This window comes from Chryseobacterium sp. DT-167 (assembly GCF_058310155.1).
Map to the genome: position 1 here is coordinate 373,695 of NZ_JBZEEQ010000001.1, position 24,266 is coordinate 397,960.

The 24,266-nt window shown below is 33.4% G+C and carries 28 protein-coding genes; 11 read left to right on the plus strand and 17 right to left on the minus strand.

Features of this window, described 5'->3' with window-relative positions:
- Window positions 1–182: 182 nt before the first annotated feature.
- Both AC4FQ5_RS01630 and AC4FQ5_RS01635 read right to left on the minus strand, forming a co-directional pair.
- Window positions 183–1,055 (minus strand): sugar phosphate isomerase/epimerase family protein, encoded by an 873-nt coding sequence (locus AC4FQ5_RS01630; RefSeq protein WP_491140757.1) that lies wholly within the window; start codon window positions 1,053–1,055, stop codon window positions 183–185.
- Window positions 1,056–1,064: 9 nt separating this feature from the next.
- Complete coding sequence (locus AC4FQ5_RS01635; protein WP_491140758.1) at window positions 1,065–1,532, minus strand: acyl-CoA thioesterase; 468 nt, start codon at window positions 1,530–1,532, stop codon at window positions 1,065–1,067.
- A 139-nt stretch (window positions 1,533–1,671) separates the two neighbouring features.
- On the opposite strand from AC4FQ5_RS01635, the gene AC4FQ5_RS01640 reads away from it, so the two are divergent.
- Entirely contained in the window at window positions 1,672–2,028 is a 357-nt protein-coding gene (locus tag AC4FQ5_RS01640) for an arsenate reductase family protein (protein ID WP_491140759.1), read from the plus strand.
- Window positions 2,029–2,102: 74 nt separating this feature from the next.
- On the opposite strand, the gene gcvT is transcribed toward AC4FQ5_RS01640, so the two are convergent.
- The 3 genes from gcvT to idi are packed head-to-tail and all read right to left on the minus strand — an operon-like array spanning window position 2,103 to window position 4,182.
- Entirely contained in the window at window positions 2,103–3,179 is a 1,077-nt protein-coding gene (gene gcvT, locus AC4FQ5_RS01645; RefSeq protein ID WP_491140760.1) for a glycine cleavage system aminomethyltransferase GcvT, read from the minus strand.
- A gap of 8 nt (window positions 3,180–3,187) precedes the next feature.
- The gene (locus tag AC4FQ5_RS01650; RefSeq protein WP_491140761.1) at window positions 3,188–3,664 is read right to left on the minus strand and encodes a hypothetical protein; all 477 of its coding nucleotides are present in this window, start codon (window positions 3,662–3,664) and stop codon (window positions 3,188–3,190) included.
- Window positions 3,665–3,672: 8 nt separating this feature from the next.
- Window positions 3,673–4,182 carry an isopentenyl-diphosphate Delta-isomerase gene (gene idi / locus AC4FQ5_RS01655; RefSeq protein ID WP_491140762.1) on the minus strand — a complete coding sequence of 170 codons (510 nt, stop codon included), beginning with the start codon at window positions 4,180–4,182 and terminating at the stop codon, window positions 3,673–3,675.
- 238 nt (window positions 4,183–4,420) lie between these two features.
- On the opposite strand from idi, the gene AC4FQ5_RS01660 reads away from it, so the two are divergent.
- Together AC4FQ5_RS01660 and AC4FQ5_RS01665 are read left to right on the plus strand one after the other, a co-directional pair.
- Window positions 4,421–4,822, plus strand: coding sequence for an LNS2 domain-containing protein (locus AC4FQ5_RS01660; RefSeq protein ID WP_491140763.1), 402 nt, complete (start codon window positions 4,421–4,423; stop codon window positions 4,820–4,822).
- 92 nt (window positions 4,823–4,914) lie between these two features.
- Window positions 4,915–5,874 carry an NAD(P)-dependent oxidoreductase gene (locus AC4FQ5_RS01665; RefSeq protein WP_491140764.1) on the plus strand — a complete coding sequence of 320 codons (960 nt, stop codon included), beginning with the start codon at window positions 4,915–4,917 and terminating at the stop codon, window positions 5,872–5,874.
- Window positions 5,875–5,932: 58 nt separating this feature from the next.
- Here AC4FQ5_RS01665 and mscL read toward each other — a convergent pair whose 3' ends face one another.
- Window positions 5,933–6,322 (minus strand): large conductance mechanosensitive channel protein MscL, encoded by a 390-nt coding sequence (gene mscL / locus AC4FQ5_RS01670; protein ID WP_491140765.1) that lies wholly within the window; start codon window positions 6,320–6,322, stop codon window positions 5,933–5,935.
- A gap of 135 nt (window positions 6,323–6,457) precedes the next feature.
- Here mscL and AC4FQ5_RS01675 point away from each other — a divergent pair, with 135 nt between their 5' ends.
- Entirely contained in the window at window positions 6,458–7,975 is a 1,518-nt protein-coding gene (locus tag AC4FQ5_RS01675) for an NAD(P)H-hydrate dehydratase (RefSeq protein ID WP_491140766.1), read from the plus strand.
- A gap of 24 nt (window positions 7,976–7,999) precedes the next feature.
- Here the strand turns inward: AC4FQ5_RS01675 and lgt are convergent, their stop codons facing one another.
- The 4 genes from lgt to AC4FQ5_RS01695 form a co-directional block, all read right to left on the minus strand.
- Window positions 8,000–8,869: a prolipoprotein diacylglyceryl transferase gene (lgt, locus tag AC4FQ5_RS01680; protein ID WP_491140900.1), complete on the minus strand. Its 870-nt coding sequence runs from the start codon at window positions 8,867–8,869 to the stop codon at window positions 8,000–8,002.
- 430 nt (window positions 8,870–9,299) lie between these two features.
- The gene (gene yidD, locus AC4FQ5_RS01685) at window positions 9,300–9,542 is read right to left on the minus strand and encodes a membrane protein insertion efficiency factor YidD (protein WP_491140767.1); all 243 of its coding nucleotides are present in this window, start codon (window positions 9,540–9,542) and stop codon (window positions 9,300–9,302) included.
- A gap of 211 nt (window positions 9,543–9,753) precedes the next feature.
- A complete protein-coding gene (locus AC4FQ5_RS01690; RefSeq protein ID WP_491140768.1) occupies window positions 9,754–10,614 on the minus strand; it encodes a GLPGLI family protein in 861 nt (286 codons plus the stop codon).
- A 67-nt stretch (window positions 10,615–10,681) separates the two neighbouring features.
- Entirely contained in the window at window positions 10,682–10,987 is a 306-nt protein-coding gene (locus AC4FQ5_RS01695; protein WP_491140769.1) for a hypothetical protein, read from the minus strand.
- Window positions 10,988–11,148: 161 nt separating this feature from the next.
- On the opposite strand from AC4FQ5_RS01695, the gene AC4FQ5_RS01700 reads away from it, so the two are divergent.
- Both AC4FQ5_RS01700 and AC4FQ5_RS01705 read left to right on the plus strand, forming a co-directional pair.
- The gene (locus tag AC4FQ5_RS01700) at window positions 11,149–11,508 is read left to right on the plus strand and encodes a helix-turn-helix domain-containing protein (RefSeq protein ID WP_491140770.1); all 360 of its coding nucleotides are present in this window, start codon (window positions 11,149–11,151) and stop codon (window positions 11,506–11,508) included.
- A 20-nt stretch (window positions 11,509–11,528) separates the two neighbouring features.
- The gene (locus AC4FQ5_RS01705; protein ID WP_491140771.1) at window positions 11,529–12,806 is read left to right on the plus strand and encodes a replication-associated recombination protein A; all 1,278 of its coding nucleotides are present in this window, start codon (window positions 11,529–11,531) and stop codon (window positions 12,804–12,806) included.
- 51 nt (window positions 12,807–12,857) lie between these two features.
- On the opposite strand, the gene AC4FQ5_RS01710 is transcribed toward AC4FQ5_RS01705, so the two are convergent.
- From AC4FQ5_RS01710 to AC4FQ5_RS01720, 3 genes are all read right to left on the minus strand, one after another.
- On the minus strand, window positions 12,858–13,295 hold the full coding sequence (locus AC4FQ5_RS01710) for a hypothetical protein (protein WP_491140772.1): 438 nt from the start codon (window positions 13,293–13,295) through the stop codon (window positions 12,858–12,860).
- 188 nt (window positions 13,296–13,483) lie between these two features.
- The gene (locus AC4FQ5_RS01715; protein WP_491140773.1) at window positions 13,484–15,694 is read right to left on the minus strand and encodes a DUF2339 domain-containing protein; all 2,211 of its coding nucleotides are present in this window, start codon (window positions 15,692–15,694) and stop codon (window positions 13,484–13,486) included.
- Between the two features lie 82 nt (window positions 15,695–15,776).
- Complete coding sequence (locus tag AC4FQ5_RS01720) at window positions 15,777–16,190, minus strand: acyl-CoA thioesterase (protein ID WP_491140774.1); 414 nt, start codon at window positions 16,188–16,190, stop codon at window positions 15,777–15,779.
- Between the two features lie 135 nt (window positions 16,191–16,325).
- On the opposite strand from AC4FQ5_RS01720, the gene dnaA reads away from it, so the two are divergent.
- From dnaA to AC4FQ5_RS01735, 3 genes are all read left to right on the plus strand, one after another.
- Complete coding sequence (gene dnaA, locus AC4FQ5_RS01725) at window positions 16,326–17,780, plus strand: chromosomal replication initiator protein DnaA (protein ID WP_050380830.1); 1,455 nt, start codon at window positions 16,326–16,328, stop codon at window positions 17,778–17,780.
- 115 nt (window positions 17,781–17,895) lie between these two features.
- On the plus strand, window positions 17,896–18,369 hold the full coding sequence (locus tag AC4FQ5_RS01730) for a low molecular weight protein-tyrosine-phosphatase (RefSeq protein ID WP_491140775.1): 474 nt from the start codon (window positions 17,896–17,898) through the stop codon (window positions 18,367–18,369).
- A gap of 47 nt (window positions 18,370–18,416) precedes the next feature.
- Complete coding sequence (locus AC4FQ5_RS01735) at window positions 18,417–19,115, plus strand: SAM-dependent methyltransferase (protein WP_491140776.1); 699 nt, start codon at window positions 18,417–18,419, stop codon at window positions 19,113–19,115.
- 93 nt (window positions 19,116–19,208) lie between these two features.
- On the opposite strand, the gene AC4FQ5_RS01740 is transcribed toward AC4FQ5_RS01735, so the two are convergent.
- Window positions 19,209–19,586, minus strand: coding sequence for a GxxExxY protein (locus tag AC4FQ5_RS01740; RefSeq protein ID WP_491140777.1), 378 nt, complete (start codon window positions 19,584–19,586; stop codon window positions 19,209–19,211).
- Between the two features lie 100 nt (window positions 19,587–19,686).
- On the opposite strand from AC4FQ5_RS01740, the gene AC4FQ5_RS01745 reads away from it, so the two are divergent.
- Window positions 19,687–20,064, plus strand: a complete 378-nt coding sequence (locus tag AC4FQ5_RS01745) for a hypothetical protein (protein WP_300346913.1) — start codon at window positions 19,687–19,689, stop codon at window positions 20,062–20,064.
- A 67-nt stretch (window positions 20,065–20,131) separates the two neighbouring features.
- On the opposite strand, the gene AC4FQ5_RS01750 is transcribed toward AC4FQ5_RS01745, so the two are convergent.
- Window positions 20,132–20,983: a DUF4349 domain-containing protein gene (locus AC4FQ5_RS01750; RefSeq protein ID WP_491140778.1), complete on the minus strand. Its 852-nt coding sequence runs from the start codon at window positions 20,981–20,983 to the stop codon at window positions 20,132–20,134.
- A 144-nt stretch (window positions 20,984–21,127) separates the two neighbouring features.
- Here AC4FQ5_RS01750 and AC4FQ5_RS01755 point away from each other — a divergent pair, with 144 nt between their 5' ends.
- Window positions 21,128–22,195, plus strand: coding sequence for a DUF2891 domain-containing protein (locus AC4FQ5_RS01755; RefSeq protein ID WP_491140779.1), 1,068 nt, complete (start codon window positions 21,128–21,130; stop codon window positions 22,193–22,195).
- On the opposite strand, the gene AC4FQ5_RS01760 is transcribed toward AC4FQ5_RS01755, so the two are convergent.
- Window positions 22,196–22,669 carry an Mpo1 family 2-hydroxy fatty acid dioxygenase gene (locus AC4FQ5_RS01760; protein WP_491140780.1) on the minus strand — a complete coding sequence of 158 codons (474 nt, stop codon included), beginning with the start codon at window positions 22,667–22,669 and terminating at the stop codon, window positions 22,196–22,198. It lies immediately after the preceding gene.
- Window positions 22,670–22,808: 139 nt separating this feature from the next.
- The gene (locus AC4FQ5_RS01765) at window positions 22,809–24,263 is read right to left on the minus strand and encodes a sigma 54-interacting transcriptional regulator (RefSeq protein WP_491140781.1); all 1,455 of its coding nucleotides are present in this window, start codon (window positions 24,261–24,263) and stop codon (window positions 22,809–22,811) included.
- Between the last annotated feature and the right edge of the window lie 3 nt (window positions 24,264–24,266).

Consider the following 24,266-nt stretch of genomic DNA (forward strand, 5'->3'; position numbering starts at 1 on the left):
ATTGGCACTCCGGATCTATCACTGTGCGGTTGCAGCTGTACCGGAGCTGTAACGGGACCTAAATATTGCAGTCAATATATAGGTTGTCCACAAGTGATAACCTGCTAATCATAAAAATTTTTAAAATAGAAAGTCTTCCGGTAAAGGAAGACTTTCGTTTTATATTGTCTTAGGGAAATGTTTTACCGTCTAAAAAATGATGTGTCCTCAATATATTTTTTACTGATTGTAATACTTTCGAAAATATCTTTGTCACTCGAATCCTGCTCAACAAACCAATATTCAAGCCCCGCTTTTTCTTTTGCTTCAAAAATTCTTTTAAAATCAATAATACCATTACCAATTTCTGCGAAATTTTTGGTATCCTTCTGCATATCTTTCACATGCCATAATGGAAATCTTCCGGAATGTTTTTCAAAATAATCTAAAGGGTCAAATCCGGCTTTTGTGATCCAGTATAGATCGAGTTCCATTTTGACTAAATCTGGCGGGGTATTTTCTAAAATGAAATCATAAATAAGTTGGTTGTCGCCTAATTTTTCAAATTCGAAATCATGATTATGATACGCAAACTGAATACCGGAATGCTGTGTGATTTCTGCCGATTTATTCAGTAATTCAGGAAGCTTTATGTAATTTTCAGGTGTTCTTTCTTCAGGAACTAAATAAGAGCAGACCATGTATTTTGAACCGATAAAACTTAAATCTTCAACAGATTTCTCCCAATTATTAATCAAAGTTCCATTCCCGTTATCAATAACGCCGGTTTGATGATGTGAGCTGATGACTTTTAAACCTGTATTGTTTAGTATAGATTGAAATTCAGCTTTAGTTTTCCCAAAAAAAGTTCCATCATATCCGTAGATTTCCAGATCTTTAAAGCCTAATGCCGCCAGTTTTTCTAATGCTTCTTCAAGGTTTTTTGAAATAGCTTCGCGTATTGTGTAAAGTTGTATTGCCAATCGATGATCTTTTTTTAATGAGTTAGAAATTCCGCATGAGTACAATCCGAAAAATCCTAAAGAAGACAGTTTTAAAAAATCAATTCTCTGCATGGTTTAATTTTAAAGAAATGGTTTCATCTCATCTTCAATCTGTGTTCTCAGTTCCATCAGACGTTTGGCGTACATTTCCTGCTGTTTTTCCTCGTTGGTTTCAGGAATCCATTTGGGAACAGGAAGTTTTTTACCGTTTTCATCAACTGCTACAAACACAATAATGCAATGCGTTTTTTTGTCAAAAATGGGCTGTTTCAGGTTTCTGGAGAATACATTGATGGAAATATGCATACTCGACGAGCCGGTATAAATTACCTGAGCTTCCACTTTTACAATTTCTCCGATTTTTATCGGGTCATAGAAACGGATTCCGCCAACATAGACCGTGACCGAATAGTTTCCGCTCCATGTTGTTGCACAGGCATATCCCGCCTGGTCAATCCATTTCATAACGCTTCCACCATGCACATTTCCTCCGTAATTGACATCGGAAGGCTCTGAAATAAATTGAAAAGTAATCGGCTTGTTATCCATTTTTTATAATATTTGACTAAAGATATTTAATTATTTTCAAAAAGTCAGATTAAATTCGTCTTTTAAGGTTTTAAAGTGTTATATTGTCAAAATGTTCAATTTTGAACTTGAATAATAAAAATTATAAATTATAATATAGATGAAAAAAGTATTTTATCTTAATAGTTGCGACACTTGCAGGAAAATTTTAGCAAAATTTGATCTGAGAGATTGGGAGATGCGTGAAATAAAAAAAGAGCCTATTACAAAAGAGGAAGTGGAAGCAATGCACAAGATTACCAATTCTTATGAGGATTTGTTTAGTAAAAAATCTACCCAGATAAAATTGAGAGAACTTGATTTGAAAACAATGGGCGAAGATGATTTCAAAGAATTGCTGCTAGATCATTACACCTTCCTGAAGCGTCCGGTTTTCCTTACAGATACAGAGATTTTTATAGGTAACGATAAGAAAAATATTGAAAATTTAAGAGCCCATTTCAACGGAAATAATTAAAACTCTTATTTCTTTCTTAAAAAGTAAAAACCACAGATCAAATCTGTGGTTTTTTTATTGCTAATAAATTTCTATTAAACGAAAGGCATTTTCACCACTTTCGCAGGAATATTTTTATTTCTTACCTGAATAAAAATTTCTGTTCCCAATTTGAAATGAGGTTTATCTACATAAGCGATTCCCAACCCGATCTTTTTCATTGGAGACTGCGTTCCTGAAGTTACTCTTCCAATCACATTTCCTTCAGCATCAACAACCGGATAATCATGTCTCGGAACACCTTTATCAGTTAATTCAAAACCTACTAATTTTCGGGTAACACCTTCTTCTTTTTGTTTTGCGAAAATTTCTTTAGACACAAAATCTTTATCAAATTTTGTAATCCAGCCTAATCCGGCTTCGATAGGAGAGGTTGTATCATCGATGTCCATTCCGTAAAGACAGAAACCTTTTTCAAGTCTTAAAGTATCTCTCGCAGCCAGTCCGCAAGGAATGATTCCTTCGCTTTCTCCTGCTTTGATAATCTCGTCCCAAAGTTGTTCTGCATTTTCGTTTTTAAAATAAATTTCAAAACCACCGCTTCCGGTATAACCTGTGTTAGAAATAATTACGTCATTTACTCCGGCAACACTTCCGACCGTAAAGTGGTAGTAAGGGATCTCAGATAGGTTGGTCTCCGTTAATTTCTGAAGAATTTCAGTTGCTTTCGGACCCTGGATTGCCAAAAGAGACATTTCGTCTGAAGCATTGGTCATTTTCGCCCCGAAACTGTTGTATTTTGAAATGTGATTCCAGTCTTTTTCGATGTTTGAAGCGTTTACGACAACAAAATATTTATTGTCCTCCATTTTATAAACGATAAGGTCATCAACGATGCCTCCGTTCTCGTTTGGAAGGCAAGAATACTGAGCTTTTTCGTTTTCCAGAACGTCTACATTGTTTGTGGTGACAAATTGCAAAAGATCTTTTGAGCCTTCACCTTCAATGAAAAACTGTCCCATGTGAGATACGTCAAATAATCCCGCTTTTTCTCTTACCGCAAAGTGTTCTTCCGTCACTCCGGAATATTGTACAGGCATATCAAATCCTGCAAAAGGTACAATTTTCGCTCCCAAAGAAACGTGTTTGTCGTACAAGGCTGTTTTCTTCATGTTTATTTTTATTTCTTTATTTTAAAAGTTTCAAAAGCTTCGTTAAAAAGCTTCATATAGTTTCCGTTCCAGTATTTTTGTTGACAATTGATGGTGAGAAGATATATTTTTTTCTCTTTCTGAAGCAGTTTTGTGATCCAGAATATTTTTTCATGCTCATCAAAAAATTCGTAATTGTATTCTGTATATCCCTTTTTACCACTTCCTGTCTTGATTTTCTTTTCTTCATCGGAAGATTTATATAAAGCCAGAATAAATTTTTTGATTTCTTCTTTTGGTAAATTCAAATCATCATATTCTGAAATTGTGATGGCACCAATTTGATTAGTTGGGAAAATATTGACAATTCCGGCATCGTTAGTGGCTTTCCAGGTATCGGGCATTTCAATGGAGTAGTTTTCACTGTCATAAAGTTCTGTGCTTATTTTCTGTGAATAAGACAAAACGCTTATGAAAACTGAAACTATAAATATTATTTTTTTCATCATTATATTTAAAAATGGTGTTTGTATTCTTCCAGAATAATTTTAAACCATTCTGTGAATTTTTCAGGGTTTTCGGATATTTCTTGATCAAGATCTTTCATAGAAATATACCGCACTTCTTTTACTTCATCTTTATTAAGGTTAAACTCAGCATTATAAGATCCTGTAAAAACATAGTCAAGCTCGTGCTCCCAAAGTCCGCCTCCGACATCTGCTTTATAGATGAAATTGAATTTTTCTGAGAGATCAACATCAATTCCCAATTCTTCTTTTACTCTTCGTTTTGCTCCCTCAAGATAATTTTCTCCGTTTCTTGGATGAGAACAAACTGCATTTGTCCATTGGTTAGGAGAGTGATATTTTGCCGAAGCACGCTTCTGCAGAAGCATTTCGCCTTTATTGTTAAATAAAAATACAGAAAATGCACGATGTAACAGACCATTGATATGAGCCTGCTGTTTTTCCATCAAACCCAAAACCTCATCTTCAGGATTTACTAAAACTACGTATTCTTCCATTCCTACAAATTTAAGTTTAAATCATGATTTCGTAAAATAATTGTTTAAAATTTTTAATATTTATGAAACATTGGCTTTTTTTAAAATAAAAAAACGTCTCGATATTTATGAATTATTCAATAGAATAGTATTTTTGATCTGTTTTGAAATATTTTTTATGTTAAAATTTTAGCATAAACTAAGATTAATACAAGTCTTTACCCGATAATGTGTAACTTTGCGCTTTAAAAAATTGAAGATGGAACTAGATTATATTGAGCATATAAGTCCGATATTGAAGGACGGAATCAAAAATTATTTGATTGATATCGACGGAACAATCACTGATGATGTTCCAAATGAAGAACCGGAAAGAATGGTTACCTGTCTGCCTTATCCGGATGCGCTGGAAACTGTCAATAAATGGTATGACGAAGGTCACCAAATTTGTTTTTTTACTTCAAGAACTGAAAATCTGAAACAGATTACCATCGAATGGCTAGACAAACACGGATTCAAATACCACAGTGTATTGTGCGGAAAACCAAGAGGCGGAAATTACCACTGGATCGATAATCATCTGGTACGTGCGACAAGATACAAAGGAAAATTTACTGATTTGGTTGAGAAACAAGTAACCATTGAAGTTTTTAAAGATTAAAAAATGTAATTAAAAGATTTAAAAATTGAAATTTACGTGATGTATATTTTAATTTTTAAATCTTTCAATTTTTAAATAATATTCAGATACATATGAAAGTTTTAGCAAATGACGGCTTAGATCAGTCAGGGATTGATGCATTGACGGAAAAAGGTTTTGAAGTAATTACAAAAAAAGTTCCTCAGGAAGCTTTGGTTGATTATATAAACGAACACAAAATCAGAACAATTCTGGTAAGAAGTGCAACGCAGGTGAGAAAAGATATTATAGACAACTGTCCGTCAATCGAGATCATCGGCAGAGGCGGAGTAGGAATGGATAATATTGATGTGGATTATGCAAGAGGAAAAGGAATTCACGTAATCAATACACCTTCAGCTTCTTCTGAATCTGTTGCTGAATTGGTTTTTGCACATTTATTTTCCGGAGCAAGATTTTTGCAGGATTCTAACAGAAAAATGCCTTTGGTAGGTGATACAGAATTTGCTTCCCTTAAAAAGGCTTATGCAGCCGGGATCGAACTGAAAGGAAAAACCATCGGAATAATCGGGATGGGAAGAATAGGGCAGGAAGTGGCAAAAATAGCTTTAGGTCTTGGTATGCGAGTGATTGCGGCTGATAATATGATCGGAAAAGCTAGTATTAAAGTGACGTTCTACAACAATCAATTCATCAATGTAGATATAGAAACTGAGCCTTTGCAGGAAGTTCTGAAACATTCAGATTTTATTACGCTTCACGTTCCAGCTCAGAAAGACGGTTTTATGATCGGTAAAAATGAGTTTGACATCATGAAAGAGGGTGTAGCCATCGTAAACTGCTCCAGAGGCGGTGTGATTGATGAGGCTGCTCTAGTCGAAGCGTTAGATTCAGGAAAAGTAAAATTTGCAGGTCTTGATGTTTTCATCAACGAACCAACTCCTTCAAAAGAGATTTTAAATCATGCTAAAATTTCAATGACTCCTCACACGGGAGCATCAACTTTAGAAGCTCAGGACAGAATCGGGCTTTCTTTGGCAGAGCAAATCTCAAGCATTCTACAGATTCATTAATAAGAATTTCTTTATAAAACAAACTCGCCACAAATTGATTTGCGGCGAGTTTGTTTTTTTATATGTTATTTTTATTTTTCAGTAAATCTCTGATTTCCATCAATAGTTTTTGATCTTCAGTAGGTCCTGCCGGAGCTTCTACAACGGTGTCTTCTTTTTTGCTCAAACTTGCGATTCCTTTTATTAAAAAGAATAAAACAAGTGCGACAATCAAGAAACTAATAACTGATGATAAGAAATTTCCATATTTTACTCCGTTCCAGGAAAGTTCTGCGATGTTTTTTACGTTTGCTTTTTCCAAGGCAGGGTTCAATAATAGAGGCGTGATGATATCATCTACAAATGATTTTACAATTGCACTGAAAGCCGCACCGATAATGACACCGACTGCAAGATCAACAACGTTGCCCTTAAAAGCAAAATCTTTAAAATCTTTTATAAATCCCATAATTTATATTTTTTAATGTTTAACACAAAAATATAATTTAAAAATAGTAATCTCGGCAAAATTTATCAGATTTTTAAGATGATAATCTAAATTTTTTCAGGCAATAATCATTAATTTTATTGAAAATTGGTTTTAATGAAAATTTTCACAGCAGAAAAGATAAAAGAAACAGATGAGTTTACTATTAAAAATGAGCCTGTATCTTCTATATCATTAATGGAAAGAGCGGCTGCAAAATGTACAGATTGGATTTTACAAAACTGTAAAAACCATATGAAATTTGCGGTCTTTTGCGGTAACGGTAATAATGGAGGAGATGGTTTTGCCATTGCAAGAATACTTTATCAAAAAGGTTGTAACGTTGATGTTTTTATTGATTTTTCAAATGAAATATTTTCAGATGATGCTCAGATCAATCATAAGAGATTAAAAGAATTTTCCGGAATTTCGGTTTTTCATTTCAAAGATGTTGATTCAATTGAGTTTGACCATGAAACTGTGATTATTGATGCTCTTTTCGGAACGGGACTGTCAAGAAAATTAGATGGAATTTACGTGGAGTTAATTGAAAAGCTGAATAAATTGAATCAGGTAAAAATATCGGTCGATGTTCCGTCCGGACTTTTTTCCGATAAGATTTCAGGAGAAGATCAAGCCATTTTCAAAGCAGATTATACGTTGAGTTTTCAATTCTGGAAACGGAGCTTTCTTCACCCTGAAACGGGAAAGTTTACAGGAAAAGTTGTCATTCTAGATATAGATTTAAACAAAGAATATATAGAAAAAACAGATTCTGACTATTTTGTCATTGATGATAAGATGATTACAGAAATTTTTCAGCCAAGAAATGATTTTGCCCATAAAGGAACTTATGGTAAAGCCACGATTGTAGCAGGAAGCTATGGGAAAATGGGTGCAGCAGTTCTTTCCACAAAATCAGCTTTGAAAACAGGATCCGGGCTTACCTTTACGGTTTCACCAAACTGCGGTTACGATATATTACAAACCATTTGTCCGGAGGCAATGTTTATTTCAGGCGGAGAAAAGTATGTAGATAACATTGAAATTCAGAAAGATTCTGTTTACGGAATCGGACCGGGTTTAGGTACAGAATCGCAAACAGAACAAGCTCTTTTACAATTTTTAAAAAAATCTGAAAATCCATTAATGTTAGATGCGGATGCTTTAAATATTATTTCTAAAAGTCAGGATCATATCAATGCAGTTCCAAAAAATTCCGTGATCACACCGCATCCGAAAGAATTTGAAAGACTTTTTGGTTCTACTGAAAATTCTTTTGAAAGGCTGGAACTGGCAAGAAAAAAAGCAAATGAACTGCAAATTTATATTGTTTTAAAAGATCATCACACGCAGATTATTACACCTGAAGGAAGGGTTTTTTACAATATTACAGGAAATGCCGGTCTCGCAAAAGGAGGAAGCGGCGATATTTTAACGGGAATTATCACTTCACTTTTAGCACAAAAATATTCTCAAAAAAATGCCTGCATTTTAGGAGTCTGGCTTCATGGAAAAGCCGCAGATTTTGCTGCTGAAAAATTCTCAAAAGAATCTATGCTTCCCACCGATGTGATTGACGAATTGGGAAATGCATTTTTGTACCTGAATAAAAAAGTCACAACTCAGTTGTGACTTTGATGATATTTTCAATCTTTCTTAAGCAGTTTTTTCCGTTTCAGGATAAGCTTTGTTGTTTTTAGAATAAATCATAATTACCAATCCGGCGATCATAAAAGGTATAGATAAAATCTGTCCGGTATTCAATCCTGCAAACGAAATGAATTCGTCTCCCTGAGGTTCTTTTAAAAATTCTACAGAAAATCTGATTGCCCAAAGAAGGAAAAAAAACAGACCAAATAACCATCCTTGTTGATATTTCTTGTCAGTTTTTCTATACAAAACCCAAAGGATGACAAATAAAGTAACATAACCTGCAGCTTCAAACAACTGTGTAGGATATCGTGGAACAGTTACACCATATTCACTGCTTTGTTGTGGAAATAATAATGCAAAAGGTGAAGTGGGATCGATTGGTTTTCCTATAATTTCAGAGTTGAAAAAGTTACCCATTCTCACAAATGCGCCACCAATAGCCACTACAATTCCTAATCTGTCAAAAACCCACAGCGGATTTTTTTTCACAATTTTATAAGAATAGTAAAGTGTTGTTATAATAACCGCAAGTGTTGCTCCGTGACTGGCAAGACCGGCAAAACCTGTGAATTTTAATCCGTTTTTTGTGCTTATCGGCAAAAATACGCTCCAGAAATCTTCTTTGAATAATTCCGGCTGATAAAAGATAACGTGGCCCAATCTTGCTCCCAGAATAGTTCCGATCAAAGTCCATGTGAAGAATGGTTCCACATATTTTGTATCAACACCATCAATAGAATACATTTTTGTCATCAGGAAATATCCGATTCCAAATGCGAAAATGAACATTAAACTGTAAAAATGTAAAGTGATCGGTCCTAAATGAATTCCCGTTGAAGGATCCCAGATTTTAAAAGGAGTTTCAAGCTCCACATGATCTGATGATTTAATCGGAGTTAAGGATTTCACAGCATATTTTACAGTTTCAATATTTTCTTTAGTAATATTGAGGTTGGTAAGCAATTTAAAATCTTTATCAAAAAACTGATAGCTTCCTTTTTTTAATTTACTTAATACATTTAAGCTATATTCGAAATGCGAAGTTTCTAAATTTGATTTATTTAAAATAACCAAAGTATTAGTGTTGGTCTTAAGATCAGCAAAATTACTCAGGTTTCCCACTTCAGAGTTGGTGTATATTTTGACAGGAATTTCTGCTGAATTTATTTTTAAAGTTCCGTCTGATAAACTATCCTGAATATTTTGTGCAAAAAAACACTGCGTTGTAATTGCAAATATGAAAAGATAAATTCTGAAAAAAATATTGCTCATTTCTATTTTTTATAGTTCGTTTGAATGTTATTTATTTTTTTGGCGGTACAGGATCGTAACCGCTCCCTCCCCATGGATGACACTTTGCAATTCTTTTTACACCAAGCCAAAATCCTTTGAAAATGCCGTGAACCTGAAGAGATTCTACCATATAATGCGAACAGGTCGGCTCATATCGGCAGTTTTTTGGAAGTAATGGCGAGATAAACCATTGGTAAAATCTGATTAAAATTACCAAAGGCGCTGTAATGATTTTATTGAATGTAAGTTTCAAAACAATGCAAAAATAGGCTAAAAATTTGAAAATTAGTTTAAATTTGTTAGAAGTTTCAGAGTGATAAATAGGTGTTTATCGGATTATTTGACGTCTTTGTCGATTTTAAATTTCTATACCGATGCCTAAGCCAAAAAGTTGTACAAATATTTAATTTGTACAACTTTTCTAATGAATAATTGACTATTCTAATATCGCGTAGATTTAGAGTTTATTCTTCTAATTCAATAGGATTATATCCTTTCTTGTCTGCTTGATTTTTCTTTTGTCTTTGTCGCAAAATTTCTCTTTGCTCCGGAGTGATTATTGTACCCATACTTTCTAATGAGCTGATTATATTAGCTTCATCTTTTTCTTTGGCTTCCCGTAATTGCCGTTTTGTAACTAACTTTGGATTTTCATAATGACTTTTATCTATTGTAATAACTTTTCCTTTCATCGCAGAACTTGGCGTAGATTTCACCAATTCAAAATCATAATCTCCTTTTTTATCTGTTATTTTTACAATTAATCCGGGTAGTCCGCCAAATTTATTTGGTCCGTAAGGAAATGGAATTTCAGTTGAGTACCAAGCCGTCCAATTTCTTCCTTTAAAATTTAATTCTGCTTTCTTACAAACCAAAGAATTGATTGTTTTTGTTTCATTGATTAATTTCCAATTATTTATTTTTGGATTGGTATATGATAGTAATGATGTTCCTATTTTATCATAAAATTGAACGGTATCATTTGCTTGAATAATTATAAATTGAGAATTTGTTTTAGGTAATGACTTACCTCTCATATCAATAATGATATTACTAGAGTTACTATTAATAGCCTTCTGGAACTCATTTTTATATATAGAGTCGGATTTCAACTTTTTTTCACTGATGTAAAATGAACGGACATCACTGATTTGAAGTGAAAAAAGCTCCTCATAAGTGTAATCAGGATATAAATTATTAGGTTTGGATTTAAGTAAATATGTAAAACACCCACGTAAGGAATCTTTTTTTGATGGTTGCGAATAAGCTACAGCAAAAAAAAATAAAAATAAAAATTTTAAATTATGTTTTATTATAAAAGTCATAACGTATTTTTTATTAAACTGTCCGAAAATTCAAAGATTTTTCGGACAGTTTTTAGAATTTTATTAGTTAATAATTCCCAGAACTATTAGAAAAAGGAGCATTTGGAGCACAATAATTTGCTTCAATGTTGTTTGCCCACTGTATTAAATCCAATAATGATTTACCTTCCGTTGCACAAGTCTGTGCTATAACTCCACATCCGGAAGTGTATGTAACACATGCACCTTTAGCGGTTTTGTTTTTAATGGTGGTGTTCAAAATAATTTTGCTTTCATTTTGTGAGTTATTTTTATTGTCATTTTTTAAAGTCCCATTTTCGGCACTTACAAAGCCAGTTACTAAAATACCGGCTATTAATACTAATTTTTTCATTTGTTTTAAAATTTAAAGTTAAAATTTTTTTTAAAAACAATTTGTGCACTTATGTTTTATAAAGCAAAGAAAAAGAAGATTATTTTTCTCCGCAATCACTTTCAGTATTTTTATTTTACTTTTAGTGATTTATTTTTTACTTTTGGTAGAAATATTGAACTATGGAAATTGAAAAAATTATTGAAAGAATCTCTCAGCACAGAACAAAAAAAGGATACACCTATGAAAATATGGCACATGAGCTGAACCTTACTCCTGCGGCTTACAGAAAAATAGAAACAGGTGAAACTAAGTTAACTGTCGAGAGACTTTTTAGAATTTCTGACATATTAGATTTGCCAGTTGTAGATTTTTTAGATCTAGAAAAAGATGTTCTAAGCCAACATAACCATGACAATGAAAATGTTTTTCAGCAAAAAGTGAATTTTTATAACGATAATAAAGATATTTATCAAGAGCTTTTAAAATCTAAAGACGAACAAATTGCATTATTAAAAGAAATGGTGAGTTTAAAAAAATAATTCTTAATAATCATAAAACAGTGAGTCAAAATACTCCATTAGCCGAAAGAATGAGACCTAAAAACCTGGATGAAGTTTTGGGGCAGGAGCACCTTACCGGTGAAAAAGGAACCATACGGAAAATGCTGGAGAATGATACTTTGAATTCTCTTATTCTTTGGGGACCTCCCGGAACAGGAAAAACGACTCTGGCAGAAATTATTTCGGAAAAGTCGGGACGTAAGTTTTTTAAACTTTCAGCAGTTTCTTCTGGTGTGAAAGATGTGCGTGATGTGATTGAAGAAGCTAAAAAGCAAAATCTTTTTTCAGGGAAATCGCCGATTCTTTTTATTGATGAAATTCACCGATTCAACAAATCGCAACAGGATTCTCTGCTTCATGCCGTTGAAAAAGGTTGGATCGTTTTAATTGGAGCCACCACAGAAAATCCGAGTTTTGAAGTGGTTTCGGCGTTGCTTTCCAGAAGTCAGGTCTATATTTTAAAAGCTTTGACTCACGAAAAACTGGAAGAGTTAATTGATATCGCACTTGAACGATTTAATAAAGATGAAAAAACCGATTTCAAAATAAAAGAAAAGCAGGCTTTCATTCAATATTCTGGTGGTGACGGAAGAAAACTGATCAATTCTGTGGAGCTGGTTCTCAGTCAGTTCATCAATTCAGATACGAAGGAAATTTCGAATGATGATGTGATGGAAGTTCTTCAGGAGACCATGGCGTTGTATGATAAAAACGGGGAACAGCATTATGATATCATTTCGGCATTCATCAAATCAATGCGAGGAGGCGATCCCAACGGAGCGGTTTATTGGTTGGCAAGAATGATTGCGGGAGGAGAAGATATTAAATTTATCGCCAGAAGAATGTTGATTTTGGCTTCTGAAGATATTGGCTTAGCAAATCCGAACGCTTTGGTAATCGCAAACAGTTGCTTTCAGGCGATCAATGTAATCGGGAATCCTGAAGCAAGAATTTTACTGAGCGAAACTGCGATTTATTTGGCTGTTTCTCCGAAAAGTAATTCGGGATATATGGCAATTAATGATGCCTTAGCTTTTGTGAAAAAGACAGGAAATCTTCCTGTACCGCTACATTTGAGAAATGCCCCGACTAAATTGATGAAAGATCTTGATTACGGAAAAGAATATAAATATGCCCATTCTTACGAAGGCAATTTTGTCGATCAGGACTTTTTACCGGAAGAAATAAGAGATGTGAAATTTTATGAGCCCGGAAATAATGCCACCGAAAAGAAAATTCACGAAGAGCTCAGGAAAAAATGGAATGATAAATATTAAAAAAACGGATATTCAATTTGAGTATCCGTTTCAGTATTTAGAAGTATAAAATTATTTCTTAATTGTAGTGATGACCAAAGCTTTTTTACCGTCTACGGTTTCCACTTTTGTATCTGCAATCATATCTGCAAAGATTTTTGTATCAGGATTTTTAAACTCATAACCTTCAATAAAAACGGAAGCGTCTTGTGGAAGACCGTTTTGAGTATTGTAGCTTCCTAATGTCATAAAATCTAATGTTCCGAAATCTTTTTTGAATTTCACTTCAGCCAAACCATTATCAGCTAAATAATCAAATTTTTTCAGGTTTTGGGGCAGATTTGCTTTTGCCTTAAAAACATTTACGCTCTGAACAAATTCTTTTTTCGCATCAAACATTGCTACAGTACCCACAGCGTCGTTACAGATTGCGAATTTTACGTTTGGATTTTTCTGAGCAAATAATGTTGCCGATGCAAAGATTAATAAAGAGTAGAGAAATTTTTTCATATGTAGATAATTATTATTTTAAAGGTCATATGTAATCGCTGAAACTTGTGTTTCCAAAGCGTGACGATTTCATAATCAAAAATATAAGTGTTAAAAACGTGATAAATATACTTATTTTTTACAAATTGTCAATCAAAAATTGATTTAATTTAAAAAATAATCACAAATAATAGATTTGAAACAGGATCCTAAAGATTTTCTTTTTGAGATTCTTCCTTTTTGTCTACTAAGTTTTTGATTAAATTTTTCAGTCGCTGGAACATAAATGAGCTCAGCAGCAATATAATTCCTAAAATAATAAAGGCAATAATTCTTGACACATTATCCATTTGCCAGACATCGTAAGCATACAGCTTAAAAATCATGAGTCCCAGTAAGCTAAAACCAATTTTATTGAATTCAGGAAGTTCCCTTTTTAATCCGAAATAAATAAACAGACAGGCTAAAACTGCCCAGATTATAGGTAAATATAAAATGTTGAAATAATCTTGAAGCATATAAATTTCTTCCAAATTAACAGCATTTAATAGCAAATATGAGCGATATAATTCAAAACTGAACGCTGAAACAATGACTAAAGAAATGAGCCAATATGACAGGTGATTTTTAGTGCAGTCTGACTTTGGAAATATTTTTAAAGTTAAATAAATGAGCGGAAGAATATAAAGCAGATGAACTGAGAAAAAACCATAATCAATTTTTCCGATGATGATTTCTGTTGCAATCTTCGAAGTGGAAATGTGAATGAAAAGCAACAAAAGAAATATATAAATCATTCCTGTCTGGAAGTCTTTGCTGATGCTGAGTTTCTTGCCGAAAAGAATTAATGTAAATAAATAATAGAGGGTAAAAAGGAAACTGATGGTGAGGATAATTACAAAAATTTCATCTGAAATATGATAAATGATTTCAAACAAAACAGAAAAATAAATAACCGAAATACATAAGATTTTAAAGGCATTTTCATAAAATTCCAGTTCAGATTTTTCTTCGTCAGAATCTTTTTTCAATAAATATAAATTCATAAAGCAGCTTCCAATCACTACAAGACTTGTAATGAAAACCGGATTAAAAATCACATTCAATGATTCTGCATCAAGATATCTGGTCCAGGTCATCATTTGCGAAATGATGACCATCGGAAACAAAATATAAAAAAAAGTTTTGAATATTTTGTGATTGGTTTTCTTCCAAATGTACAGAAGAAGACTTGCTTCGATTGCCCAAATACTTGTAATAAGATGGGTTTTCAATTCAAGCGCAAAAGCCAGCGTGACCAAACTGATTGTAATACTTGTAAAAACTGAATAATTAATGCCGAAATTTTTCTTTTGAAATTCTCTGTACCAACCAATGGCATTGATAATACCAAACGCAACAGGAAATACCGATCCTGGCAGAAAGTGCAATTCGTTAAAGATAAAAACTAAACCTGCAACGCTTGAAAAATTAATCAAGATCAGCATCAAAATATCGAGTTGCTCCAAAAGATTTTTTTTGAAATAATTTTGAAGGGCAAATGCGTAAAAAATTAGATAAGTAATCATGTAGAACGGAATGGCTTTCAATTCAGGATTTTCCATTGTCCAGAAAAACAGATAGATTGAAGTAAATATAAAAGAAATCCAGCCAATACTTTTCCATTGTTTAAGATAAGCAATGATGAGCATTCCTACATTCAAAACGGATAAATATGTAAACAAGAAAAGATAATTGCTTTGTCCGGTACTGATCATCAGTGGTGCAAAAAATCCTCCAAACAAAGAGAAGATAATTAAAATTTCACTTTTGTAGTAGTAAGAAAGTGCAATTGAAACCATCGTAATTAAACAAGTGATCAAAAAACCTGAATTTTGCGAGAAAATATGATATTCGCGAAAGGCAATGGTTGTGGTAAAATACAGTGCGGCAATTCCTCCGCCTGTAATGATTGCTGAGAAAACCGTATAGTTTTTCCTCAGAAAATGTCCGGTTCCTATAATGGCAATCCCAACGATAAATCCGATTCCTGCTCTTGATGTCTCGCCAATCCAGTTTTTATCAATGGCGTATTTTACGAAATATCCGATTCCTAAAACTAAAGTGAAAATACCGATAATGGTGAGTGCATTTTGCTTTAAAAAATCAAAAACAGGAGCAAGCCGGTCTTTCTGAGGTTCAGTTTCTTCAGGATTTTCTGAAGATGTTTTTAAATTTTCAAATTGTATTTCCTGATGAAGATTTTGAGTTGGCTCGGAACTAATCTTTTGTTGTGTCGTTTCTTCCATTGAAGAAACTGTTGCTTTTTTGGATAAATCAGAAATCTGTTTCTCTAAAATATCGATGCGCTTATTGAGTTTGTAGTAAACCAAAATTAGGAGCACGATCAATATAACCATTATTGCAGAAACAGAATTCATAAATCAAATTTGTTATCAAATATATGAATTTGAAAAATAGGGTATAAAAACGGATTGTGTAATTTACCTTAAAGGATTCAATTTAATCTTCTTTCCAGTTTTCTTCGATGAGTTTCATTAAAAAGTCGGGGCATTTGATGACTTTATTGGTCTTGGCATCCAAAAAGAAAAGAGTGGTTCTTGCTTCAGTAATTTTTATTTTTTCCTCATTGTAAATTTCATATTCGAATTCTATTCTCACTCCCGGAATTTTTTTTACAAAAGTGTGAATTTCTAATTTTTGATCGTATAAAGCTGGTTTTAAATACTTAATATTGTAATCGGAAACCGGTAACCAGATTCCAAGCTTTTCGATCTCGTCATATGATATTCCTATGCTTCTGAAAAGTTCGACTCTTCCTAATTCAAAATATGCGGCGTAGTTGCCGTAATATACATATTTCATAGGGTCTGTTTCTGCGTAACGTACTCGTATTGAGTGAGTTGTGTGTATCATGTGGCGGTTTAAATTATACATACAAATATATTTTTTAATAATCAATACCTGCAATATTTTTTTTTAAAATTAAAATATGAGACCTTTGTCTTCCCAGTAAAAACAAGTAACCACAAAATAATCAGGGCATAAAAAATGGATGAAAATTTAATGATGATATGGCAGAAGTGCCTTCAGTTTATGCGAGATAATTTAAACGCGGCTGAAGACAATTCTGATCTTAAAAAACTAGAAAAATCTTTTGACCTACTGTTTGATAAAGTGCAGCCAATTTCATTGGTTGACAATAATCTCACGTTGATGGTTCCGAGTGATTTTTATAAAGAATATATTGAAGATAATTATTTATCGTTGCTTTCTGCTGCCCTGAAGAAAAACATCGGTAAAGGTGTTAAACTCTGGTATTCGGTAATGGAAAATAAGCCGAGCGGCTTAGAAAAACCTGTTACCATGAATATGAAAGGAAAAACGGTTCCTACACCAAAAATGCAGGAAACAATGCCACAGGGTTTTTCATCCAATATTGTTAATCCGTTTGTGGTTCCGGGAATCAAGAAAGTAAATATAGATTCTAATCTGAAAGCTGATTTTTCTTTTGATAATTATGTGGAAGGGGAGAGCAATAAATTTGCTTCTACGGTTGCAAGATCAATTGCAAAAAGACCTGGAGCAACGGCTTTCAACCCATTGTTTTTATACGGAGGTTATGGGGTTGGTAAAACTCACCTCGGACAGGCGGTTGGATTGGAAGTGAAAAGCCAGTTTCCGGATAAAGTGGTACTTTATCTTTCTTCAGAAAAATTTATCCAACAGTTTATTTCGGCTGCGAAAGCGCATAAACAGACAGAATTTGCCAATTTTTACCAAATGGTGGATGTTCTGATTATCGATGATATTCAGTTCCTATCAGGTAAATCTGCAACTCAGGACAGTTTCTTCCATATTTTTGATTATTTACATCAGAACGGAAAACAGATTATCCTTACCTCAGATAAAGCACCTGTAGACATTATGGATATTCAGGACAGAATTGTTTCCCGTTTCAAATGGGGACTTTCTGCAGAGATCAAATCTCCGGATCTGGATACCCGTAAAAGAATTATCGTTGACAAACTAAGCAGAGACGGAATTGTTTTAACAGAAGATATGTTAGACTTCCTTGCTGCAGAAGCAAAAACCAATGTTAGAGAACTAATCGGTGTCATCAATTCTGTGATTGCTTATTCTACAATTTACAAGTCTGATCTTAGTCTTGAACTGTTAAAAGAAACCATCAATAAGATTGCTGCCAATCAGAAAAAGATCATCAATATTCCTTACATTCAGGAAGTTGTATGCGAATATTTCGGCATCAAAAGAGAGCAGCTTTTGTCTAAGACGAGAAAAAGAGAAATCGCTTTACCAAGACAGTTGGCGATGTATTTTGCCAAAGAATTTACCAATGCAACTTTCACAAAAATTGGTGAAGAAATGGGCGGTAAAGATCACTCAACGGTAATGTACGCTTGCGATACGATAAAAGATGTTTCTAAAATCGATAAGGAAGTCAAAAAATACGTAAAAGAATTGACAGAGAAAATCAAGCATTAATCTGTAACCCTACATTCATAGAAAATGGAGAATAATTTTGTTCTCCATTTTTTTATTTAATTTTACCAACTGAAAATATAGTAATACTCAATTTTCAATCTTCAAATTTGATTCAATGAAAATACTCATGGTTTGTCTGGGAAATATCTGTAGAAGTCCGCTTGCTGAGGGGATTTTACGATCTAAACTTCCTGACAGTTTTTTCGTAGATTCTGTAGGGACGATTTCCATGCACGAAGGAGAAACGCCAGATAAAAGAGCGGTAAAGACTGCCGCTAATCATGGCATTGATATTTCAAAGCAAAAATCAAGACCTCTTCATCATTCAGATTTAGATAAATTTGATAAGATCTACTGTATGGATCTGAAAAATCTTGAAGATGTCATTTCGATGACTAAAAATGAAGATCAACGTCAGAAAGTTCATTTATTTTTAGAGGAAGCTGGAAATCATCAGAACTCTGAAGTTCCCGATCCTTATTGGGGAAATATGAATGACTTTGAAAATGTATTTCAATTACTGGATGATGCTTGCAACAAGATTTCTCATCAATTGCAGCAACAGGCAATTACCAATAAAATAGGATAATTTATTTATCTTTAATTATTATTAAATATCAAACAGAATTAAATATAATGCTTTTCTTACTTCCGGCTTACCTTTCAGAAAATACTCCGATCACTCATTTCTCTCCCGTGATTAAAGAATACATCATGCAGACTGATTATTTTTTTGTTGAAAATGAAAAAACAGCAAGAAAGGTCATCAAATTTTTTGCTCCGGAAAAGAAACAATCAGATTTGAAGCTGTTTCTTTTAGATAAATACACCGAAAACGCAGATATCAAAGAAGCGCAGGACAGAATGCTCAATGGTCATGATTTCGGATTACTTTCAGAAGCCGGACTTCCGTGTATTGCCGATCCGGGAAATCTGATCGTAAAATGGTGTCACGAAAAAAATATCAGAGTGATTCCTATTTCCGGACCATCATCGATAATTTTAGCTTTAATTTCAAGCGGATTTAATGGTCAGGAATTTACTTTCAATGGCTATCTTCCGATTGATAAAGGCGAAAAGAAAAAAAGAATCCAATATTTGGAAAGCGAACTTCAGAAAACAGGTTATACTCAGATTTTCATGGAAACACCGTATAGAAACAATGCGCTTTTCGAAGATTTGTCCAAATTTCTTTCATCAAATACTAAACTTTGCATTGCTGCAAACATCAACGATTCAGAACATGAATTTATTAAAACGTTAAGCATCAAAGACTGGCAAAAGCAAAAACCTGAATTACATAAAATTCCTGCGGTGTTTGTTATAGGAAAATAATTTTTTTCTCTCGCAGATTTTGCTGATCATGCAGATTTTAATTTACTATCAAATAAAATCTGCTCAATTTGCTTGATCCGCGAGAGATAATTATTAAAGATTATTCACAACTCTTTTAATTCCATCCAAAATATTGGTTGTATTAAAATTAACTAGCAATCCCAATTTTTTATTAGATAATTTCAAATAGGTATAAAGTTGTTTATAATGAATATCTTCAATTGATTTTACTGACTTTAATTCTAAAATCACCTTGTCTTCCACAAGAATATCAATCCTAAAATTTATATCAAATAATTTATTATCATATTTTACGGGTAGTAATAATTCTGATCTTACTTTAAGACCGTTTTCTTCTAATTCGTAAACTAAAATTTTCTGATAAACAGATTCAAGCAATCCTGGTCCTAAAGAATTGTATACATTAAAAATACATTTTCTTACAATGTAAGATATTTCGTTCTCATCCATTTGTGTTATTTAAATTACTAAGATAGTAATTTAACAGCCGTTAACAACTCTTTAGCATCATTATTGCGAATACAAAGGCATAACATTAAAAAATTAAATTATGTCTGACAAAAAATTAGCAGGACTTTGGATTGATACCCAAAAAGCTGTAGTAGTAAAAAACCACGATGCACAGAACGCTTTTAAGTTTTTCCTTTGCAGTCCGGTGAAAGCGACAATTCAGCATGGGAATTCAAGTGAAAATGCAGGAAATAACGCCGAACAAACAAACAAAGTTAAATTTTTCAAAGAAGTAGAACATCTTTTGACAAATTCTGAAGAAGTCTTAATTACCGGTCCCGGAACCATTCAGGAAGAATTAAAACATTATCTGCACGATACCGCACAATTTAAAGATTTAAAAATCACTTTAGAAACATCTCAGCAAATGTCTGACGAGCAGGTTTTAGAAACTGTGAAATCTCATTTTAATGCTTAAATAAATTTTTATTGCAAATGAAACATCCGAATATCAGAAATATTCGGATGTTTTGTTTTTTTAAAAATTAAATTTTCTTTCTGCTTTTTCTCCATTTCCTCCAAATCAGGATAATTACAGGAATAAGCAACAAAAATGGCCAAAGAGAAATTAAACCAAGAAAGAATGCTACAAAACTGTTCCAGCCTTCAGTTACAGAATCTCCAAAGCGGCTTCCGAAACCTATTTTTGAAGTTGCTGAACTTCTGACTTTTTCTTTGTACAGCATCAATTCCAAAGTACTGTAATTTACTCTGTCATCGATGAAACGAAGTCTTCCTTCAGAAACGTCAATTTCATCCTCAAGTTCCCGAATATTTTCCTGAATTTCCAACATATCTTTGGTGGTTTTTGCACTACGCAGCATGTCACGATATTTTTCAAGATAAATTTTCTTGTTTTCTAATTTTATAGAAACATCTGTGTATTCTTCTGTCACATCATCAGACGAAATATTTTTAGATAAAACAGAACCAACCCCGTTTGAAAACGAATTGATTAATGCATCAAAATTCTGATGTGGAACTCTTATCGTTAAATTTAAATTTTCGGCAGTATCATTATTGTTAAAACGTTCAGATTGAATGTAAGCTTTATTTTTCTTTAGGATTTCGCTTACCTGATTCTGTGCTTTTTTAATTTCACCGACCTGAATTTCCATTTCTCCGTTTTTAATTACTTTTTTTAAAATAATTTTATTTTTTGGAGTTTCGGAATTAGATTCTGACTTATCCGCAACAGGCGCATAAGAAGCAACTGCTGAGTCAACTGCAACATCTTCCATTACAGCCATCGCACTTACAGATTTATCTGCAACAGCTTCAGATTTATTACAATTAAAAAGGATCAAACAGAATAATGGTAAAATTATGTTTTTCATAAATGAATTTTTCATTGTGGTATCAAAAAACGTGCTCAAAGTCTTATTTATTGTAAATTTCTCAAATAATTTTTAATAAATTAAATAATAGAATAATCAACTGTCAATTATTCTGATTAAATTAATAATTAATATTTTTATGGAATGAAAAAAAGCCTCTTAGCATTTGTCTTTTCTCCGTTTATAATCTTTGCTCAGCAATCTCCCAAACTGACGGATGAAATGGCAGTGAAATTATCAGAAAAACCGCTTCATTGCATCAATCAGGAATATCCGAACAAAACAGCACATATCATCAATACTGCAAACGAAGTTCCTTTGAGTCCAAAAGATCTGCACCCAAGTTTTTACGGATGTTTCGATTGGCACAGCTCTGTTCACGGACATTGGATGTTGGTGCGTCTGCTAAAGACAAAACCCGATTTATTGGTTGCTAAAGACATTGAGAATATCTTGGATAACTCATTTAAAAAAGAAAATTTGCAGGTTGAAGCCGACTATTTTACAAAATATCAATTGACGACAACTTTCGAAAGAACGTATGGTTGGGCTTGGTTGATGAAATTAGACGAAGAGTTAATGACCTGGAATCATCCAAAAGCTAAAATCTGGCATGAGAATTTAAAACCGTTAACGGATAAAATTCTTAGTTCGTGGAAAACATATTTACCCAAACAAACTTATCCCAACCGAACTGGAGTACATCCAAATACGGCTTTCGCAATGGTTTTTGCATTAGATTGGGCGAGAGCTTCAAAGGATAAGGATTTTGAAAACCAATTGATGGAAAAGGCTAAATATTTTTATTTAAATAATACAAAAACGCCTGCATATTTGGAACCCGATGGTTCAGATTTTTTCTCACCAAGTTTAGAAATTGCCGATTTGATGCGAAGAGTTCTGCCACAAAAAGAATTTGTACAATGGTTTAATAATTTTTACGAAAAAAGAAGCTTAGAAAATATCAAAAAAATTCCGGTAGTTAGTGATTTAAGTGATTACCAGACCGTACATTTAGTCGGTTTATCTTTCTCAAAAGCATGGTGCATGAAAGGAATTGCCAAATCTCTTCCCAATAATCATCCTGTGAAAAAAGAATTCTTGAAAACCGCTGATGTATTTTTGGCAAACGGTTTACCATTGTTGTTTCAGGGAAATTATGGCGGCGATCATTGGTTGGCAAGTTTTGCCGTATATGCTTTAGAAGATTAATCAATATCTGATTCCAATTTTTTTCAAAATAAAACTTAAAAGCCAGATCGGACCGATCAGTAGAAATTGTAAGTCTTTTAGAAATGAAGGCTTTTTACCTTCAATTTTATGTCCCAGAAATTGCAAAATCCATGTAATTACAAAAACTCCAAGATAAACCATCCACGATTTTCTTCCAAAATGAATATTGACTGCATACGCAAAATGTTCCATTAAAAGCATTGCGAAAATCATGATGAATCCAATCAAAAGAGACAGCCTGAGATAAAACAGAGTAACAAGTGCAATTGCAATTAAACTGACCAAACTGATGCATCCAAAATATGAAGCACAAAAATGTGGTGATGGAATGAGTGAAATGAACCCTAAAATCGTCCAGAAAATCAACGGAACACAAATCCAGTGAATCATTTTGTTGGTTGAATTTCTATGGCTTTCGGCATATTCTGCAAAAAGTAAATCGATCTTTCTCATAACTTTGAATTTGGTCTGCTAAAATAACAAATTTTTGCAATCAGAATATTTTAAAGATATAATAAATAAAAAAGGAAACATAAATTACTCAACTATTTGAGAATTTATGCTTCCAATCTATAATTAAAATTTTAAATTTTTAGTTTCTGAACAACTGCCTAACATCCGCAGAATCGAATGTATATGTCGCAGAATTTTCAGATTTGTCCAATTTTTTGCTGATCGTCAACGCCCATAAAACTAACTCTTTGCAGAAATTTTTGTCCTCATTACTCAATTCTGAAGCATTTTCTTCAATTACAGTTGTTAAAGGAGTAATACTTTCAAGTTTCTTGTAAAATTCTTCGTCGGTATCCGTATAATTCAGCTCAAGCTGGTTTTTATTAAACCATTTGATTAAATCTGTGTAAGGTGTTTTGATGCCTTCTTTTTCAAGTTTAGAAATACGTGGGAAAATACTTTCAAATTGTACCATCACTGCTTTATCGATCAATATTTTCGCAACGTAATCTGCACCTTCCTGTTCGCCTTCATATACCAACTCAATTTTTCCGGTAATCGACGGAATAATCGAAATAAAATCAAGCAGACGAACAGTTGTTTTTTCTGCACCGTTTTCAATTAAACGAAGTTTTGCTGCAGCTACCAAATTTTCCATCGCACTGATGGTTAATCGTGCACTTACCCCACTTTTTGCATCCACATATTCACTGTCACGGGCTGCAAAAGCGACTTCTTCCAAAAGATTTTTTGCCAGATCAGGAATTTGTATCTGTGCTTTATCTTCTGCTGAAACCTGAGCTTCCTGTTCGGTAATTTGTTTGGCTAATGCAATTGTTTTCGGGTAATGCGTGAAAATCTGTGACCCGATTCTATCTTTCAAAGGTGTAACGATACTGCCACGGTTGGTATAATCTTCAGGATTTGCAGTAAACACAAACTGAATATCCAACGGCATTCTTAACTGAAATCCACGAATCTGAATATCGCCCTCCTGTAAAATATTAAACAGAGAAACCTGAATTCTTGCCTGTAAATCAGGAAGTTCATTCAAAACAAAAATCGAACGGTTGGCTCTTGGAATCATTCCATAATGCAAAACACGCTCGTCTGAGTAAGGAAGTTTTAAAGTTGCAGCTTTGATAGGATCAATGTCACCAATGAGATCGGCAACATTCACATCAGGAGTCGCCAGCTTTTCAAAGAAACGGTTCGAACGGTGAACCCACGAAATCGGAGTTTCATCACCCAATTCTGCAACAAGATCTCGCGAAAATTTTGAGATCGGCTGAAAAGGACTGTCGTTGATCTCAGAGCCTTTTACAATTGGCATATATTCGTCTAAAAGATTCACCATGCTTCTTGCGATACGGGTTTTTGCCTGTCCGCGCAGCCCTAATAAATTGATATGATGACCTGCCAAAATTGCCTTCTTCAATTGCGGAACTACAGAATCTTCATAACCCCAAAGTCCCTCGAAAACCGGTTCTTTAGCTTTAATTTTCGCAATTAAATTTGCCTGAATTTCCTGACTGATCGTTTTATCGGTATATCCTGATTTCTTTAATTCTTTAAATGTAATATCGTTTTTCATTAT

Excerpts from the sequence above, each read along its gene's own strand:
- AC4FQ5_RS01630 (WP_491140757.1), bottom strand. The coding sequence starts at position 1,055 with ATGCAGAGAATTGATTTTTTAAAACTGTCTTCTTTAGGATTTTTCGGA.
- AC4FQ5_RS01635 (WP_491140758.1), bottom strand. The coding sequence starts at position 1,532 with ATGGATAACAAGCCGATTACTTTTCAATTTATTTCAGAGCCTTCCGAT.
- AC4FQ5_RS01640 (WP_491140759.1), top strand. The coding sequence starts at position 1,672 with ATGAAAAAAGTATTTTATCTTAATAGTTGCGACACTTGCAGGAAAATT.
- gcvT (WP_491140760.1), bottom strand. The coding sequence starts at position 3,179 with ATGAAGAAAACAGCCTTGTACGACAAACACGTTTCTTTGGGAGCGAAA.
- AC4FQ5_RS01650 (WP_491140761.1), bottom strand. The coding sequence starts at position 3,664 with ATGAAAAAAATAATATTTATAGTTTCAGTTTTCATAAGCGTTTTGTCT.
- idi (WP_491140762.1), bottom strand. The coding sequence starts at position 4,182 with ATGGAAGAATACGTAGTTTTAGTAAATCCTGAAGATGAGGTTTTGGGT.
- AC4FQ5_RS01660 (WP_491140763.1), top strand. The coding sequence starts at position 4,421 with ATGGAACTAGATTATATTGAGCATATAAGTCCGATATTGAAGGACGGA.
- AC4FQ5_RS01665 (WP_491140764.1), top strand. The coding sequence starts at position 4,915 with ATGAAAGTTTTAGCAAATGACGGCTTAGATCAGTCAGGGATTGATGCA.
- mscL (WP_491140765.1), bottom strand. The coding sequence starts at position 6,322 with ATGGGATTTATAAAAGATTTTAAAGATTTTGCTTTTAAGGGCAACGTT.
- AC4FQ5_RS01675 (WP_491140766.1), top strand. The coding sequence starts at position 6,458 with ATGAAAATTTTCACAGCAGAAAAGATAAAAGAAACAGATGAGTTTACT.
- AC4FQ5_RS01690 (WP_491140768.1), bottom strand. The coding sequence starts at position 10,614 with ATGACTTTTATAATAAAACATAATTTAAAATTTTTATTTTTATTTTTT.
- AC4FQ5_RS01695 (WP_491140769.1), bottom strand. The coding sequence starts at position 10,987 with ATGAAAAAATTAGTATTAATAGCCGGTATTTTAGTAACTGGCTTTGTA.
- AC4FQ5_RS01700 (WP_491140770.1), top strand. The coding sequence starts at position 11,149 with ATGGAAATTGAAAAAATTATTGAAAGAATCTCTCAGCACAGAACAAAA.
- AC4FQ5_RS01710 (WP_491140772.1), bottom strand. The coding sequence starts at position 13,295 with ATGAAAAAATTTCTCTACTCTTTATTAATCTTTGCATCGGCAACATTA.
- AC4FQ5_RS01715 (WP_491140773.1), bottom strand. The coding sequence starts at position 15,694 with ATGAATTCTGTTTCTGCAATAATGGTTATATTGATCGTGCTCCTAATT.
- AC4FQ5_RS01720 (WP_491140774.1), bottom strand. The coding sequence starts at position 16,190 with ATGATACACACAACTCACTCAATACGAGTACGTTACGCAGAAACAGAC.
- dnaA (WP_050380830.1), top strand. The coding sequence starts at position 16,326 with ATGGATGAAAATTTAATGATGATATGGCAGAAGTGCCTTCAGTTTATG.
- AC4FQ5_RS01730 (WP_491140775.1), top strand. The coding sequence starts at position 17,896 with ATGAAAATACTCATGGTTTGTCTGGGAAATATCTGTAGAAGTCCGCTT.
- AC4FQ5_RS01735 (WP_491140776.1), top strand. The coding sequence starts at position 18,417 with ATGCTTTTCTTACTTCCGGCTTACCTTTCAGAAAATACTCCGATCACT.
- AC4FQ5_RS01740 (WP_491140777.1), bottom strand. The coding sequence starts at position 19,586 with ATGGATGAGAACGAAATATCTTACATTGTAAGAAAATGTATTTTTAAT.
- AC4FQ5_RS01745 (WP_300346913.1), top strand. The coding sequence starts at position 19,687 with ATGTCTGACAAAAAATTAGCAGGACTTTGGATTGATACCCAAAAAGCT.
- AC4FQ5_RS01750 (WP_491140778.1), bottom strand. The coding sequence starts at position 20,983 with ATGAAAAACATAATTTTACCATTATTCTGTTTGATCCTTTTTAATTGT.
- AC4FQ5_RS01755 (WP_491140779.1), top strand. The coding sequence starts at position 21,128 with ATGAAAAAAAGCCTCTTAGCATTTGTCTTTTCTCCGTTTATAATCTTT.
- AC4FQ5_RS01760 (WP_491140780.1), bottom strand. The coding sequence starts at position 22,669 with ATGAGAAAGATCGATTTACTTTTTGCAGAATATGCCGAAAGCCATAGA.
- AC4FQ5_RS01765 (WP_491140781.1), bottom strand. The coding sequence starts at position 24,263 with ATGAAAAACGATATTACATTTAAAGAATTAAAGAAATCAGGATATACC.